At 62.9% G+C, this 14,159-nt stretch carries 14 protein-coding genes; 7 read left to right on the top strand and 7 right to left on the bottom strand.

The window, feature by feature from the left end; translation table 11 throughout:
* Positions 1-7 precede the first annotated feature (7 nt).
* The 4 genes from ACZYRS_RS05325 (at position 8) to ACZYRS_RS05310 (ending at position 2,769) form a co-directional block, all read left to right on the top strand.
* The gene (locus ACZYRS_RS05325) at positions 8-883 is read left to right on the top strand and encodes a DMT family transporter (protein ID WP_463418393.1); all 876 of its coding nucleotides are present in this window, start codon (positions 8-10) and stop codon (positions 881-883) included.
* Positions 884-967: 84 nt separating this feature from the next.
* The gene (locus ACZYRS_RS05320) at positions 968-1,699 is read left to right on the top strand and encodes a ubiquinone/menaquinone biosynthesis methyltransferase (protein WP_463418392.1); all 732 of its coding nucleotides are present in this window, start codon (positions 968-970) and stop codon (positions 1,697-1,699) included.
* Between the two features lie 197 nt (positions 1,700-1,896).
* Entirely contained in the window at positions 1,897-2,379 is a 483-nt protein-coding gene (locus ACZYRS_RS05315) for a hypothetical protein (RefSeq protein WP_463418391.1), read from the top strand.
* 120 nt (positions 2,380-2,499) lie between these two features.
* A complete protein-coding gene (locus tag ACZYRS_RS05310; RefSeq protein WP_463418390.1) occupies positions 2,500-2,769 on the top strand; it encodes a hypothetical protein in 270 nt (89 codons plus the stop codon).
* A gap of 31 nt (positions 2,770-2,800) precedes the next feature.
* Here ACZYRS_RS05310 and ACZYRS_RS05305 read toward each other — a convergent pair whose 3' ends face one another.
* Positions 2,801-3,202: a VOC family protein gene (locus ACZYRS_RS05305; protein WP_198786610.1), complete on the bottom strand. Its 402-nt coding sequence runs from the start codon at positions 3,200-3,202 to the stop codon at positions 2,801-2,803.
* Between the two features lie 18 nt (positions 3,203-3,220).
* Positions 3,221-3,964: an SDR family NAD(P)-dependent oxidoreductase gene (locus tag ACZYRS_RS05300; RefSeq protein WP_463418389.1), complete on the bottom strand. Its 744-nt coding sequence runs from the start codon at positions 3,962-3,964 to the stop codon at positions 3,221-3,223.
* Positions 3,965-4,114: 150 nt separating this feature from the next.
* Between ACZYRS_RS05300 and ACZYRS_RS05295 the strand changes: the two genes are divergently transcribed.
* Both ACZYRS_RS05295 and ACZYRS_RS05290 read left to right on the top strand, forming a co-directional pair.
* The gene (locus ACZYRS_RS05295; protein WP_198786612.1) at positions 4,115-5,020 is read left to right on the top strand and encodes an AraC family transcriptional regulator; all 906 of its coding nucleotides are present in this window, start codon (positions 4,115-4,117) and stop codon (positions 5,018-5,020) included.
* Between the two features lie 17 nt (positions 5,021-5,037).
* Complete coding sequence (locus ACZYRS_RS05290; protein ID WP_463418388.1) at positions 5,038-5,415, top strand: hypothetical protein; 378 nt, start codon at positions 5,038-5,040, stop codon at positions 5,413-5,415.
* Positions 5,416-5,437: 22 nt separating this feature from the next.
* Here the strand turns inward: ACZYRS_RS05290 and ACZYRS_RS05285 are convergent, their stop codons facing one another.
* Complete coding sequence (locus ACZYRS_RS05285; protein ID WP_463418387.1) at positions 5,438-6,616, bottom strand: acetyl-CoA C-acetyltransferase; 1,179 nt, start codon at positions 6,614-6,616, stop codon at positions 5,438-5,440.
* 32 nt (positions 6,617-6,648) lie between these two features.
* Positions 6,649-7,431, bottom strand: a complete 783-nt coding sequence (locus tag ACZYRS_RS05280; RefSeq protein WP_463418386.1) for an SDR family NAD(P)-dependent oxidoreductase — start codon at positions 7,429-7,431, stop codon at positions 6,649-6,651.
* A gap of 108 nt (positions 7,432-7,539) precedes the next feature.
* Between ACZYRS_RS05280 and ACZYRS_RS05275 the strand changes: the two genes are divergently transcribed.
* Positions 7,540-10,299, top strand: coding sequence for a LuxR C-terminal-related transcriptional regulator (locus ACZYRS_RS05275; RefSeq protein ID WP_463418385.1), 2,760 nt, complete (start codon positions 7,540-7,542; stop codon positions 10,297-10,299).
* A 43-nt stretch (positions 10,300-10,342) separates the two neighbouring features.
* On the opposite strand, the gene ACZYRS_RS05270 is transcribed toward ACZYRS_RS05275, so the two are convergent.
* From ACZYRS_RS05270 to ACZYRS_RS05260, 3 genes are read right to left on the bottom strand one after another with little or no spacing between them, the layout of a single operon-like run.
* The gene (locus ACZYRS_RS05270) at positions 10,343-11,386 is read right to left on the bottom strand and encodes a ComEC/Rec2 family competence protein (protein WP_463418384.1); all 1,044 of its coding nucleotides are present in this window, start codon (positions 11,384-11,386) and stop codon (positions 10,343-10,345) included.
* Positions 11,383-12,084: a hypothetical protein gene (locus ACZYRS_RS05265; protein ID WP_463418383.1), complete on the bottom strand. Its 702-nt coding sequence runs from the start codon at positions 12,082-12,084 to the stop codon at positions 11,383-11,385. Before ACZYRS_RS05265 ends, ACZYRS_RS05270 begins: the two co-directional genes overlap by 4 nt.
* 1 nt (position 12,085) lies before the next feature.
* A complete protein-coding gene (locus ACZYRS_RS05260; RefSeq protein ID WP_463418382.1) occupies positions 12,086-14,158 on the bottom strand; it encodes a sensor histidine kinase in 2,073 nt (690 codons plus the stop codon).
* Position 14,159: the final 1 nt, after the last annotated feature.

Genomic DNA, 14,159 nt, shown 5'->3' with positions numbered 1-14,159 from the left:
TCGCGCGATGGATCGCAACTTTTCCGTCGGCCTCTTCGCTGCGCTGGCCGCGGCGCTCGTGGGCAGCGCCTGGCAGCTCATCTCGCGCCACGGCGTCACCACCACGCTCGGCCCGCTGGACATCGCGCTGCTGCGCTACGGCATTCCGGCATTGCTGCTGTGTCCCTTCCTGTTCGGCAAGCGACGCGTCGTGGCCAAGGCGCCGCGCATCGCGCTCGTGCTGCTGGTCATCGGCGGCGGACTGCCCTTCGGCTTGCTGGTGCTCGCCGGCGCGCAGTGGGCGCCGGCCAGCCACATGGGCCTCTTCATGGCCGGCAGCCTGCCGCTCTTCACGGCCATCGGCGCGCGCATCCACAAGGGAGAGAAGGTGCAGGGCGTCCGGTTGATCGGCCTGTGCTGCATCGCGCTCGGCATGGCGCTCTTCGCGGTCGGCAGCTTCCGACCGGGCTCGCTGAGTTGGCAGGGCGATTTGCTCTTTCTCGCGGCCGCGATGCTCTGGGCCGTCTACTCGCTCGCCTTCGGGCATTGCGGCTTGACACCATGGCAAGGTGCGGCCTTCGTCAACGGGTGGTCGATGCTGTTGCTGCTGCCGCTGCTGTGGTTCACGGGCACGCCGCGGCTGCTCGGCGCGCCTTGGGCCGACGTGGCACTGCAGGCCGTGGGGCAAGGCGTGGTCGCCGGCGTGCTCGGCCTGGTGGCCTATGCGGTGGCCATCTCGCACCTGGGCGCGGCGCGCGCCTCGCTGTCGGCCGCCGCGGTGCCGGTGCTCACCACGCTCGGCGCGGCCTCTTTCATGGGCGAGCCCATCACGGCGGCGGTGGTGCTGGCGTTGATGCTGGTCGTGCCGGGGATCGTGCTCGCGAGCGGCGTGCGCATCAGGTAAGGGCGGCGGTCCGATCGCCCCCGGGGCAAGACATGCCCCTGCGGCAGAATCCGCGCACCCCGCACCTGCGCGACAGCCCCATCCATGAACAACGCAGCCGATTTCCACACCCAAGAAGACGACGTGTTCGGCCGCATCGCCGGACGCTACGACCTGCTGTCGGACCTCTTCAGCTTTGGCATCCACCGGCTGTGGAAGCGACGGGTCGCGGCGCTGATCACGCAGGAGCCGTGGACCGATCTGCTCGACGTCGCGGCAGGCACGGGCGATGTCGTGCTGAAGGTGGCGCGGCGCCAGGGCCTGCAGTCCGGCCAGAAGATCGTCGCCTCGGACATCAGCCCGCAGATGCTCGCGATCGCGCGCCGGCGCGCCACGCAGCTGAAGGTGCCGGTCGAGTTCCGGGTGCTCGATGCGCATGCGATGCCGGAGATTGCGGACGCGAGCGTCGATCTCTATTCCATCTCACTGGGCCTGAAGATCTGCGAGCGCAAGCTGGCGCTGCGCGAAGCGCTCCGCGTGCTGAAGCCCGGCGGCCGCTTCATCGCGCTGGAGGCGTCCAACATTTCCGTGCGCTGGCTGCACCGCGCCTACCTCGGCTACATGGCCGCGTGCATGCCCGTCATCGGATGGGCCGCGACCGGCGGCGATGCCTCGGCCTACCGCTACCTGCTCAAGGGCATCCAGGACTTCCCCACGGCCGAAGGGCTCGCCGCGGAACTGCGGGAGATGGGGTTCGCGGACGTCTCGTTCGAGCGGCTGTCGCTCGGGATCGTCGCGATCCATCTCGCGCGCAAGCCGCTCGGGCCGCGCCCCTGACTGCTACTTTCGGTATCGCCGGGCGATACTTTTGACCTTTGCGCAGGGGGCAGTCAAGTCGCGCCGTTACAGTCGCCGCGCCCGATTTTTCCGCATGGAATCACTTGGGCTCCCGACGCCCCCGATCCTGCGCCGAGCACCTCGGCACTTCGGGCGAACGCGAACGCAGACACCCGAAGCACCCTCTCTCTCACTCCATGTCGCTGGTCCAAAAAGCAATCGAAGAACACAAGGCCGAGGTCGCCGCGCGCGCGGCCAGCAAGGCGGCCGCCGCCATCAACACGCAGGTCGCGCGCGACGCGTTTCTCTCGGAGTTCAAGGCCCTGGTCGAGGCGAACGCACGGCCGCTGCTCGAGGGCTTCGTCGCGGACCTCGTCGCCTCGCGGCACGATGCGATCGTCGACGACGACCTGGCCAACCCCTACAAGCCCTACATCTCGGTGCGGTTCTCACCGGTCGCCGGCGTGCGGCTGGCGGAGCTGGCTTCGCGCGAATCGGTCTTCGCGCTGCGCGCGTTCGCAGCGACGCGGCAGGTGCACCACGTGTCGTCCTACGACCAGCGCTCGGGCGAACACGGCGTCACGCACGAGGCGCTGGGCATCGAGTCGGTGAATCCCTCGCGCGTGGAGCGCGGCTTCGAGGAGTGCCTGCGGGCCGCGTTGAAAGCCTGGCAGGCTTGAGCGCCCGGGCAGGCCCGCGATGCCCGCTTGCATCGCGCCGGGTTTCGGCCAACAGTGGCGGCTTGCCCCATCCACACCCACCCACCCCCACACCCAGACCCATCCACGGAGGTTCACGCGATGGATGAAGACCTCGATGCACTCCCCCGCGAAGCGCTCGTCGCGGAAGTCCGCAAGCTCCGCGCCGCCATCCGGCAGCACAGGGATTCGAGCGGCCACGACCTGTGCTGGCACCACCCCGATCTCTGGGCGCTGCTGCCCGATCAAAGCGACCCGAGTTTCACCGTGCCCGACTGGCCGCAGTTCATGCGAGGCTGCGTGCGCTACCGGCAGTCGCTCGACGAGCAGGCGCCCGATGCGCCGCGCACGGGGCGCGAGTTCGAGGACTGAGCCGCGTACGTGAGGCGCTGCCCGCCTTGCTTCACTGCGGGTGCTGCCAGCTCTTGTAGACGAACTCCAGGCTGTAGCCATCCGGGTCCAGCACGTTGGCCGCGTAGTAACGCGGGTCGTAGTGCAGCCGTGCGCCGGGCGCCCCGTTGTCCGTGGCGCCGGCCGCCATGGCAGCGGCGTAGGCGGCATCGACCTCTGCCGTGCGCGATGCCACGAAACCGACGTGCACAGCCCGCCCCTGCACCACGCCCTCGCGCAGCCAGAAGAAGACGCGTCCGTTCGCACCGAAGCCCTTGAGGTCCGGGTGGCCCGGCGGGCCGTTCTTGCCGTCGTAGTCGAGCCGGGTCGTGATGCCCAGCGGCGTGAGGGCGGCGGTGTAAAAATCGATCGAGCGACGCAGGTCGCTCACCGACAGGAAGACATGGTCGAGCATCGTGGCACTCCTTTGGGTTCAGACAGCGTAGCCGCCCGTGACCTCGATGGACTGCGCGTTGACCCAGCCGCTCTCGCCGGACAGCAGGTGGGCGATGACCCGGGCGACTTCCTCCGGCTCGCCGACGCGGCCGAGCGCGGTCTGCGATGCGAGCAGGGCCTCGAACTCGCCGGTCAACCCGCCGCCCAGTTCGGTGCGTATCGCGCCGGGGGACACGGCATTGGCGCGGATGCGCCGTTCGCCGAACTCCTTGGCCATGTAGCGCGTCAGCACTTCGAGCCCGCCCTTGAATGCCGCGTAAGGCGCCACGCCCGCGGTGGCCACGCGCGTCGTGGCGCTGGTGAGGTTCACGATGCTCGCGCCCTGCGCCATCAGCGGCAGCAGCGCCTGCGTGAGGAAGAACGGTCCCTTGAGGTGGACGTTCATGAGGCCGTCGAACTGCGCGGGCGTGACCGTCTCGATGGGGTTGTAGAGCCCGTAGCCCGCGTTGTTGACCAGGCCGTGCAGCGTCGTGGCGCCCCATGCCGTTTCCAGCGTGCGCTGCACGGTGCCTCGAAATGCGCCGAAGCTTTGCGCATCGGCCACGTCGAGTGGCAGCGCCACGGCCTTGCCGCCCGCCGCCTTGATGCGCCGGACCACGGCGTCGGCGGCCGTCGGGTTGCTCTTGTACGTGAGGATGACGCTCATCCCGCGCTGTGCGCATTCGACCGCGGTGGCGGCTCCGATGCCCCGGCTGCCGCCGGTGATGACGATGACGCTCATGTCTTTCTTTCGTGTGTGAAGGTGTGCATCGACGATATCGATCGGCCCCGGTTCCGGCCTGCCTGTTCTTGCCTCATGCCTGCCTATTCCTGCCCGATGGCCTGCTCGAAGGCTTGTGCAATGCACGGCACTGCGGTTAGATGCACAGCAATGACAGACCCGCTGAACGAACTGCGCGCGCTCGCAGCGAACGCCGCCAACCGGCGCACCGAGACCGGCATCCCGCGCGTGGCCATGGTCAAAGGCGCGATCCCCGAGCACCAGCTGGCCGCGGTCTACGACCCGATGGTCAATCTCATCTTGCAAGGCAGCAAGTCGATGACGGTGGGAGACCGCACGCTGCACTACGACCCCGCGACCTATTTCGTGATGTCCATCGACCTGCCCGCGGTGGGCACGGTGCGGCCATCGGCCTCCGGGGAGCCGTATCTCGCCGTCAGCCTGACGCTCGATCCCGCCGTGGTTTCCGCCTTGCTGATCGACCTGCCCAAACCTGCCGATGCGGGCGAGCACCAAGCCGGTTTCTCGGTGGCGCCCGTGTCCGACGAATTGATGGATGCGTGGGTCCGCATGCTGCGGCTCATGACGCGGCCGGACGACATCCCGGCACTGGCGCCGGCCTACGAGCGCGAGATTCTCTACAGGGTGCTGCAGGGCCCGCACGGCTGGATGCTGCGCGACATCGCGAACCCCGACACCGCGCTCGCGCGCATCGGCCTGGCCATCCAGTGGATACGGCGCGACTTCGCCAAGCCGCTGCGCATCGACACGCTGGCCGAGAAAGCGGCAATGAGCCCGTCCGCCTTCCACCGCCATTTCAAGACGGTGACCGCGCTGAGCCCGCTGCAGTTCCAGAAGCGCATTCGCCTGCTGCAGGCGCGCATGCTGCTCATCGCGGGCGGCCGGAACGTCACCGCTGCCGCGTTCGACGTGGGCTACCAGAGCCCGACGCAGTTCAGCCGCGAATACGCCCGCGCGTTCGGCCTGCCGCCGACGCAGGACGCGGCGCGGATTCTCGACAATGCGCGCGCGTCCGGCGCGAGGGCCGCGCGATGAACCACGAGAAGATGACCATGAACAACAAGACGCGCCCCAGGCTGCGACGCATGCTGCTGGCCGCCGGCACATGGCTGCTGTGCGCCTCGCCCGCCTTCGCGACCGGCAGCATGCTGTGCGAAGGCCCGGCCTACACGGTGGAGATCCAGTCCAGCCTTTCGACGGGCCGATTGACGGAACTCGTCATCGCGCGCACCGGCGATTCGCAGCACGCGGGCGAGCGGTTCGCCTTGCAGCAGAGGTTCGTCGATTACCGCCGCAAGCTCGTGCGCGCGAGCGGCACGAGCCTGGAGCGGCCGGAAGTGAAGGCCACGCTGTGGATCTCCGGAAATGCAGGCGCCCTCACATACCGCGGCGCCCGCCACAAACTGCGCTGCGACTGGTCCGTGGGCTGATCGAGCAGGTCCGCGCGCGCCCTCAGAGCCGCTCGATGATCGTCACGTTCGCCATGCCGCCGCCTTCGCACATCGTCTGCAGCCCATAGCGTTTGCCGCGCTGCGCGAGCGCGTGGACCAGCGTGGTCATGAGCTTGGTGCCCGAGGCGCCCAGCGGATGGCCCAGCGCGATCGCGCCGCCGTTGACGTTCAGGCGCTGCGGGTCCGCGCCCAGCGCCTGCAGCCAGGCCAGCGGCACCGGCGCGAAGGCTTCGTTGACTTCGTACAGGTCGATGTCCTCGATCTTCATGCCGGCCTTGGCGAGCGCGCGCTGCGTGGCGGGCAGCGGCGCCTCCAGCATGATCACCGGGTCGTGGCCCATCACGCTCATGTGGTGGATGCGCGCGAGCGGCTTCACGCCCAGCGTCTTCAAGCCCCGCTCGTTCACCACCATCACGCCGCTCGCGCCGTCGCAGATCTGGCTGGCGGTGGCCGCGGTGCAGCGGCCGCCTTCGGCGATGAGCTTCACGCCCGCGATGCTCTCCAGCGTGGCGTCGTAGCGGATGCCTTCGTCGGCGGTGTGCATGTCGCCCGGCTCGCTGCCATCGTTCAGGCGCGCGGCCACGGGCACGATCTCGGCGTCGAAGCGGCCCGCCTTCGTGGCCGCGATGGCGTTGCGGTGGCTGCGCAGCGCGTAGGCATCGAGCTCGGATTTCTCGATGCCGTAGTTCTTGGCGATCATCTCGGCGCCGGTGAACTGGCTGAACTGGATGTCGGGGTAGCGCTGCTGCATCAGCGGGCTCACGTAGAAGCCCAGGCCGTTCTTCATCGGCAGGATGTTCGGCGTGCCCATGGGCACGCGCGTCATGCTCTCGACGCCGGCGGCGATGGCGATGTCCATGCTGCCCGACATCACGGCCTGCGCCGCGAAGTGCAGCGCCTGCTGCGACGAGCCGCACTGCCGGTCGACCGAGGTGGCCGGCACCGACTCGGGCAGGCGCGAAGCCAGCACCGCGTTGCGCGCGATGTTCGAGGCCTGCTCGCCGACCTGGCCGACGCAGCCCATGATGACGTCTTCCACCAGCGCCGGATCGACGTCGGTGCGCTCGACCAGCGCGTTGAGCACCTGCGCGGCGAGGTCGGCGGGGTGCCAGCCGGACAGGCGTCCGTTGCGGCGGCCGCCGGCGGTGCGGGCGGCGGCGACGATATAGGCTTCGGGCATGGGAGTCTCCTGTTGATGGGTGGGGAATTGTCTTACCGCGGCGCCATGCGAATGGCGCCGTCCAGCCGCACGCTCTCGCCGTTGAAATAGCCGTTCGTGATCATCAGCTCGGCCAGCGTCGCGTACTCCGCGGGGTTGCCGAGGCGCTTGGGAAACGGCACCGACGCCGCGAGCGCCGCCTTCACGTTGTCCGGCGCGCCCTGCAGGAGCGGCGTGTCGAAGATGCCCGGCAGGATCGTGTTCACGCGGATGCCCTCGCTCATCAGGTCGCGCGCGATCGGGAGCGTCATGCCGACGATGCCGGCCTTCGACGCGGTGTAGGCGGCCTGCCCCATCTGCCCGTCCTGCGCGGCCACCGAGGCGGTGTTGACGATGGCGCCGCGCTCGCCGTCCTGCAGCGCATCGAGCGTGAGCATGCCGGCCGCCGACTTGGCGATGCAGCGGAAGGTGCCCACCAGGTTGATCTGGATGATGCGGTCGAAGTTGGCGAGCGGAAAGTGCTTGATCTCGCCCGTCGCCTTGTCGCGGCTCGCGGTCTTGACCGCATTGCCGGTGCCCGCGCAGTTGACCAGCACCCGCTCCTGCCCGTGCGCCGCGCGGGCCTTGGCGAAGGCGGCGTCGACCTGCTCCTCGGAGGTCACGTCGACCTTGCAGAACACGCCGCCCAGCTCCTTCGCGAGCGCTTCGCCCTGCTGCGCGTTGAGGTCGAACAGCGCGACCTTCACGCCGTGGCTGGCCAGGCGGCGCGCGGTGGCGGCGCCCAGGCCCGAGGCGCCGCCGGTCACGACGGCGGAAATACTGGCATCGAGTTGCATCTTGGGTTGTCTCCGGAAGGTTGTCCGAAAACCAGTTTAGGCAGCAGAATCGACGGCCGGAATCGTCGGAAGCGACGGAATTTCAAGGCGCTCACTCCCCCGTTTGCGATGCCTTCTCCTGCTGCTCCACCGCCCTTTTCACCGCCCTCTTCACCGCGCTCATCACCGCGCTCTCTCCGGATTCTCGAAACCAAGCTCAACCCGCCTGCTTTCGTCGCCACGCAGGTGCCGCGCATAACCATCGGCGAGGAGATCGCCGCGGCCAGCGTCAAGCTGGTGCTCGTGCGCGCGCCGGCCGGCTTCGGCAAGACCACCGCCATGGCGCAGATCCGCGAGCGCATGGAGGCGCAGGGCACCGCCACCGCGTGGATCACGCTGGACCGCGCCGACAACGACGTCTCGCGTTTTCTCAATTGCCTGGCCGAAGCCGCGCAGCGCCTGGGCGTGGAAGAGCCCCGCGCCAACGGCCCCTTCGACGCCGTGGCCGCGCTGGCCGCGCACGACGCGCCCTTCACTCTTTTTCTGGATGACTTCGAGGTGGTGCAGGAGCCCGCGGTGCTCGGCCTCGTGCGCGAGATCATCGAGCAGCTGCCGCGCGGCGGGCAGATCGTGATCGGCTCGCGCAGCCTGCCCGACCTGAGCCTGGGGCGGCTGCGCGCGCGCGGGCAGTTGATGGAGATCGACACCGACCGCCTGCGCTTCACGCTGGAGGAAACCAGCGCCTTCTTCGGCCTGCGGCAGGCCCACGCATCTCAGGCATCGCAAGCATCGCAAGCGCTGCCGGCCGAACTGCTCTCGCAGCTGCACCGCAAGACCGAAGGCTGGGTGGCCGCCATCTGGCTCGCGTCGATGGCGCTGGAGCGGCACGGCACCGAGACGGGATTTGTCGAACGCTTCTCGGGCTCCGACCGCGCGGTGGCCGAATACCTGGCCGAAGACGTGCTCGCGCACCAGCCCAAAGAGATTCGCGACTTCCTCTTGCGCACCAGCATCCTGCGCCAGCTCGACGCCTCGGTGTGCCAGGCGCTCAACCCGCGCATCGACTGCGCGGCCCTGCTGGAGCAGCTGGCCGCGGCCAATCTTTTTCTGACGCCCGTGAGCGGCGACGGCCGCGCGTGGCGCTATCACAGCCTGTTCGCCGACTTCCTGCGCGCGCAGCTGGTGCGGGAGCAACCCGGCGAGATCGAGCGGCTGCACCTCGCGGCCTCGGGCTGGTACGAATCGCAGGACCGGCCCGTGCCGGCCATCGATCACGCGATCGAAGGCGGCGACCATCCGCATGCGCTCACGCTGCTGGACAGCTATGCGGGGCAGTTCCTCGAGCAGGGCCGCATGCGCATGCTCGCGCGCTGGTTCTCGGCGATTCCGGAACACCAGCTGCGCGCGCACCCGTTCCTGCAGCCCATCGCGCTGTGGGCCACCTGCTTCACGCACGGGCCGTGGGAGGCGATGCAGATGCTCGAGCAATCGGGCTGCATCGACAGCGCCATTCCCGAGGTGCGGGCCAGCGCGCACGCGCTGGTGCCGCTGCTGCTGGCCATGCAGGACAAGCACGACGAAGCCTACGAAGCGGGCCGCGCCAGCCTGGCCCGCATGCCCACGGGCCTGGCCTTTGCCGACAGCGTGCTGCTCAACGCCATGGCCAACATCCTGGCCGTGCGCGGCGACCAGCGCGAGGCGCAGCGCCTCCTGGACGCCGCGCGGCGGGAACAAGGCAACAGCACCTTCAACCGCATGTACACCGAGTCGCTGGCGGGCCTGTTCGACCTGCACGAAGGGCGCCTCCGCCAGGCGACCGCGCGGCTGCGCATGGCGGTCGATACGACGCATGCGGTGTCCTACAACCACAGCCACGGCAACGCCTGGGCCGGCGTGCTGTACGCGGGTGTGGTGTACGAGTCGAACCAGCTGCCGCAGGCCGATCACCTGCTGAACGTGTACCTGCCGCTCGCGCGCGACGTGGGCCTGCCGGACCACATGATCCTGAGCCACGTGATGCGCTCGCGCATCGCGTTCCATGCGGGCGACATCGACGCGGCCGTCCAGGCGCTGACCGAGCTCGAATACCTCGGGCACCACCGGCAACTGCCCCGCGTGGTGGCGAGCGCGAAGCTGGAGCGCTCGCGCATGCTGCTGCTGCAAGGCAACGGGCCTGCGTCGCGCGACGAACTGCTGCGCGCCGACGACCCCGAGCTGTGGGCACGCGAGCGGCGCCAGCAGCTGGCCGCGCACGACCTGGACTACCTGGCGCTCGCGAAGGCGCGCTGGGACATCGCGTTCGGCGATGCGCGCGCGGCGCTCGCGGTGCTCGATGCCGAGATGCACGCAGCCGTCGCATCGAACCGCAACCGCCGCGTGCTCAAGCTGCGCGTGCTGCGCGCGATGGCGCTGCAGCGCGCCGGCGACCTCGCCGCCGCGATCGACGAGATCGGCGCCGTGCTGCAGACCGCGAGCCAGGAAGGCTTCATGCGGCTGATCCTCGACGAAGGGCCGGCTGTGGGGGTGCTGGTGCAGCGGTATGCGAATGCGGCGGCGCAGGAGGCGGCTGCATCGCCTTCTTCTTCGACGCGCGGCGATCCGATCCTGGCGGACTACCTGCAGCGGCTGCTGCAGGCGATGGGGCCGATGGCGGTGATCGATGCGGAGACGGCGCCGGCCGGCGACGCGATCAAGGAGCCGCTGACCCGCAAGGAGATTCGCGTGCTGCAGCTGCTGGCCGAGGGGTACTCGAACAATGCGATGGCGGAGAAATTGTTCGTGTCGGACAGCACGGTGCGCACGCACCTGCGCAACATCAACATGAAGCTGGATGCGAAGAGCCGGACGCAGGCGGTGGCGATTGCGAGGAAGGTGGGGGTGATCCGATAAGCGCATTCATTGATTCAGTTTCTGGTGAATGCCACTCTCTCTCTCACTGAGCCCTACATATGGCGTTCGGAAGATTTGTCGAGACAAATTTTTCGTGAAGAGAGAAGTGAGCAGCAGAATTCTCAACGTATGGCAAATTCACTCGAATATTTCCAGCGCAAGAAGAACTCGAAATTCTAAAGGGATATGCGCTATCGAATTTAGCTAACAGCAAGTGCTCCTGATCAGCAGGGTGACAATGCTTTGATATTTGAGTGCAGGCAATCTTAGTTGTCGTTCCGAACTTTTTTATCGTCGCAACAATATCCACACGCGGATTCATCAATTTGTGACGTCCGATGGAGAAAAAAACCACTCCAGGATTTACCGCGCTCAATAAAGAATTGGTGAAGTCTATCTCACTACCCGAACCTGGACTTCCGCCATGATGGGGAAATACAAGCATAGGTGCACTCAGATCGACCTGGCTACGAACCGCCTCTTTAAGTCCTACTGCATCCAAATCCCCGGCAAAAAGCATTACAGGTAGTTTTTTATAAAAAATCTTGATGCACACGGAAATTGAATTACTTGTGATCGCGCGCCCATCCCGATCCTTCCCTCCGGCACCCTTCATCGCGAGATAGGTTGATGGGGCGCATACCAACGCCTCGACATCTTCAAATCCAGGCAAACTCAAATTACCTACGGTAACGCCCACGCGAGCCACTGTTCGCCCGGCAATACGAAAATCCTCCAGTAATTTTGCGATGTCGTCCCAAATTTGCGATCCTTTTTCAGCATCGGCATTCAACGCTACCTCTTTTATCTCAAGTCCTGATCCCAGTAACGCAATAAGGCCGTCAATGTGATCTTTATCCGAATGCGAAAGAATAATGAGATCCACGGATTCGATGCCGATTTCCTGAAGAAACTCCAGCACATGAGAGCCTCCCGCCGCGTCAATTACTATGCATTTTTTTCCTTCGCGCACCACGGCCGCGTTTCCATGTCCGACGTCAAGTACAACTATTTCAGAATCTGAATCAATCGACTCTCGCGCATCGAATTCTCTCAATTTTGAAACAGGATAAAAGGACTCTTTCATTTAACAGCCCAATCATAGATATAAATATCTTGCTTGCGCTCCGCTCCTAAATTCACTTGGGCATACACGCGTGCAACCTCGCCTTTTTGGAGTTCCTTTTGTATATGTTCGATGGCCTTTTGGTCAGCGGTATCAGGTGAAGTCGGCACAGTAAAGGTCAAACCTTCGGAAGAATTCCAACCAGGAATAAATAGGCTAAGGCGCAATTGATCCGCACCGGTAGGCTCACACCCCTCAATCCTAATTAAAGTCCGCCACGGTTTTCTATCTCTAGAATATTGATTCCCGAATTCCGCTATGCAAGTTTTAAACGCATAAATCAAAGCCTCCTCAGAAAGCTCTTCCGGAGGAATAACAATTGGAATATGTCTTCGCCGATGCCGAATTGCCTCTGGCAAATCATCCGCGTATCTAGTGCATAGCACAGCAGGGACATTTTTCTTATAAAGATGCGACACCAGAACATCGCCATCGAACGCGGAGTAGGAGCGCCTCTTTAAATTGAAATCGCATATGGCCGCATCTCGATCAAAATTGAAGAGTTTTTCAAATTCAGCCAAACTACCGATGCGATTTACAACCTCAATTGCATTCAGGTTCAAATCATCAACCGGCTGGCGGTAAGAGGTTCGAACAATTGGTTCATCGTCTATAAGGCGAACCGTATCTATAACTCGATTTAAAAGCGTAATTGACATATTAAGCTCCCAATATGGGGATTTCCACCATAAACTCTGCCCCGCCGAGAGCGCCTGCCGCCTCAACTGCAATAGAACCACCGAGATCTCGCAAAGTATCTTTTACGATAGTCAATCCTAAGCCGGTACCGTCTGGGCTAGCACTAATTCCCGGCAACCAAATATCATCAACGCCAAGGTCAATGATTCCCGGCCCAGAGTCTGCGATAGCGACCAGAATTTGAGTCTCCCGCACCGTTGTTTTGATCCTAATCCGTCTATCCTCAGTTCCGGCTCTTTCGAATGCGGCTAAGGAGTTATTTATTAAATTGGCAAACACCGACTCAAGCGCTGCAACCGAAGTTCTTAAAAATGGAGATCCTTGTCCATACTCTCTAAGTACGGTCGTTGTTCTTCCGTCACTAAAAGGCGTTAATAACTTAAGGAGATTATCAAGTACCGCATGAATTTCGACCCGTTCAACACGGCGTTTGTTATTGCTTATGATGCTCAGCGTTGCAACGCCCAATGTCGCGAGCGATTTTGCAGCATCTCCAATCGCCTCAACAGGCTCGGATAATTTCTCTTTACTTTGAGGAGGAACTAGCTTCTTAATTCTGCTCCTTAATGTAGTGACATTAATATTAATGCTCTTCAGAGAATTGCCTTGGGATTCGTGAGCAAAAGTCGCCGCGGTTATCCCTGCAGTGCTTAAAGTTCTGTAGAGCTGAACTTCTTTTCGCAAGTCATCAGTCTCTTTATCGCGGGTACGCTCATATCCAGCAAAAGCATTTTCGAACTTCTTTTGCGCCCCCTCATCAAGCATTGCAATTACGCTTTTTATTTTTTCTTGGTGGATCGAAAGGGCGCTGGTTGTTTCTTTTTTCTCTCGCGTTCGCCTATTTTCCGCTTGCTCGAGACGCCATCGTGCCAGCCAGGCAAGGCAATCATTTGCAAAACTCTTGAGCTCGGAGAAGCCCTCATTTTCTATAAAACCAGATCGATCTGTTTTTTGAATAAGCGCATTTTCCCCGCTTCCGGATACAAGAACTCGCCCAATTGATGTATTGGTACTAGGCCGTTCTTCTGGACTCCTCGCTCGCGCTAAATTTAGTTCCAACCAATCGTTTCCAGCGTTTCCGTATGGTGAGACTCGGATACCATCCTGATAAACATGGATCCCCCCGAATTGCTTGAGCCAATTCTGAATTTCACCTTTGCCAGCTTTTCTGGCACTGAATATTTCATCTGTTGATCCCAGCAAAAACACCCACATATCAAAAACGACATCTGGCGATTCGTATAGCTCGTCAGCTCGACGTCGTCTAATTTTTTGATGGTCGGCTGAAGCCAGCACATTCCCCTGCCAATCTACGATGGATGCGCTAGCCACGCCCTTTGTTACAAAGGCTTTTAGGTGATAGCTGGCATCATCGAAATATTTCTTCTTAAGAAGCGCTTCAATTTCCCTGAATTCAGGAGCCAGCAGCTCTATGCGGAATCCTTGCTGACTCTCATTGAACGGATCAGTTAGCAATAAAAGTGATCGCGCCAATCGGCGGAGCTCCTCTCCATTAATCTTTCCCCGCAGCCCTATTAATTTTGTGCGAGTGCCGTGCCCGCCCTTTGCATTTTTCTTAATTTCAATTGGAAGTTCAACTTGCTCAACGACTTTGGCACGATCGAAATCAGACCACGTTATAGTGAGTTCGTGCAGCCGTCGGGAATTTCTACGGGGTATAGTTTCAAGCTGAACTTTTTCGCCCATCCGTAACGCAGCTAGACGTCCGAGTCCTTTACTGCCTGCCGGATAACGGCCTTTTCTCGTTAGCGTTTCGGAATTTTTCTCTGATCGCCCAAGCACCAGCCATTTTTCCGTAATGGCCTCGGCGTCCATCCCGTCCCCATCGTCACTTACGATAATTGAACCGCCCGGCTGTGCAATGTTTAACAGTTCAATCCGGCAAATCGTTGCGTCAGCATCATAGGCATTTTTAACCAATTCCCCGATACTCTGATCGGCGGTTTGATTGAGCTCTTCACCGAGTCTAGCCAATATTTTGGGAGAAAAACGAAATGCACCTTTAGTCGCCATT

It is taken from the genome of Variovorax sp. AC194 (genome assembly GCF_979257995.1).
This window is presented reverse-complemented; position numbering and strand designations above follow the sequence as displayed.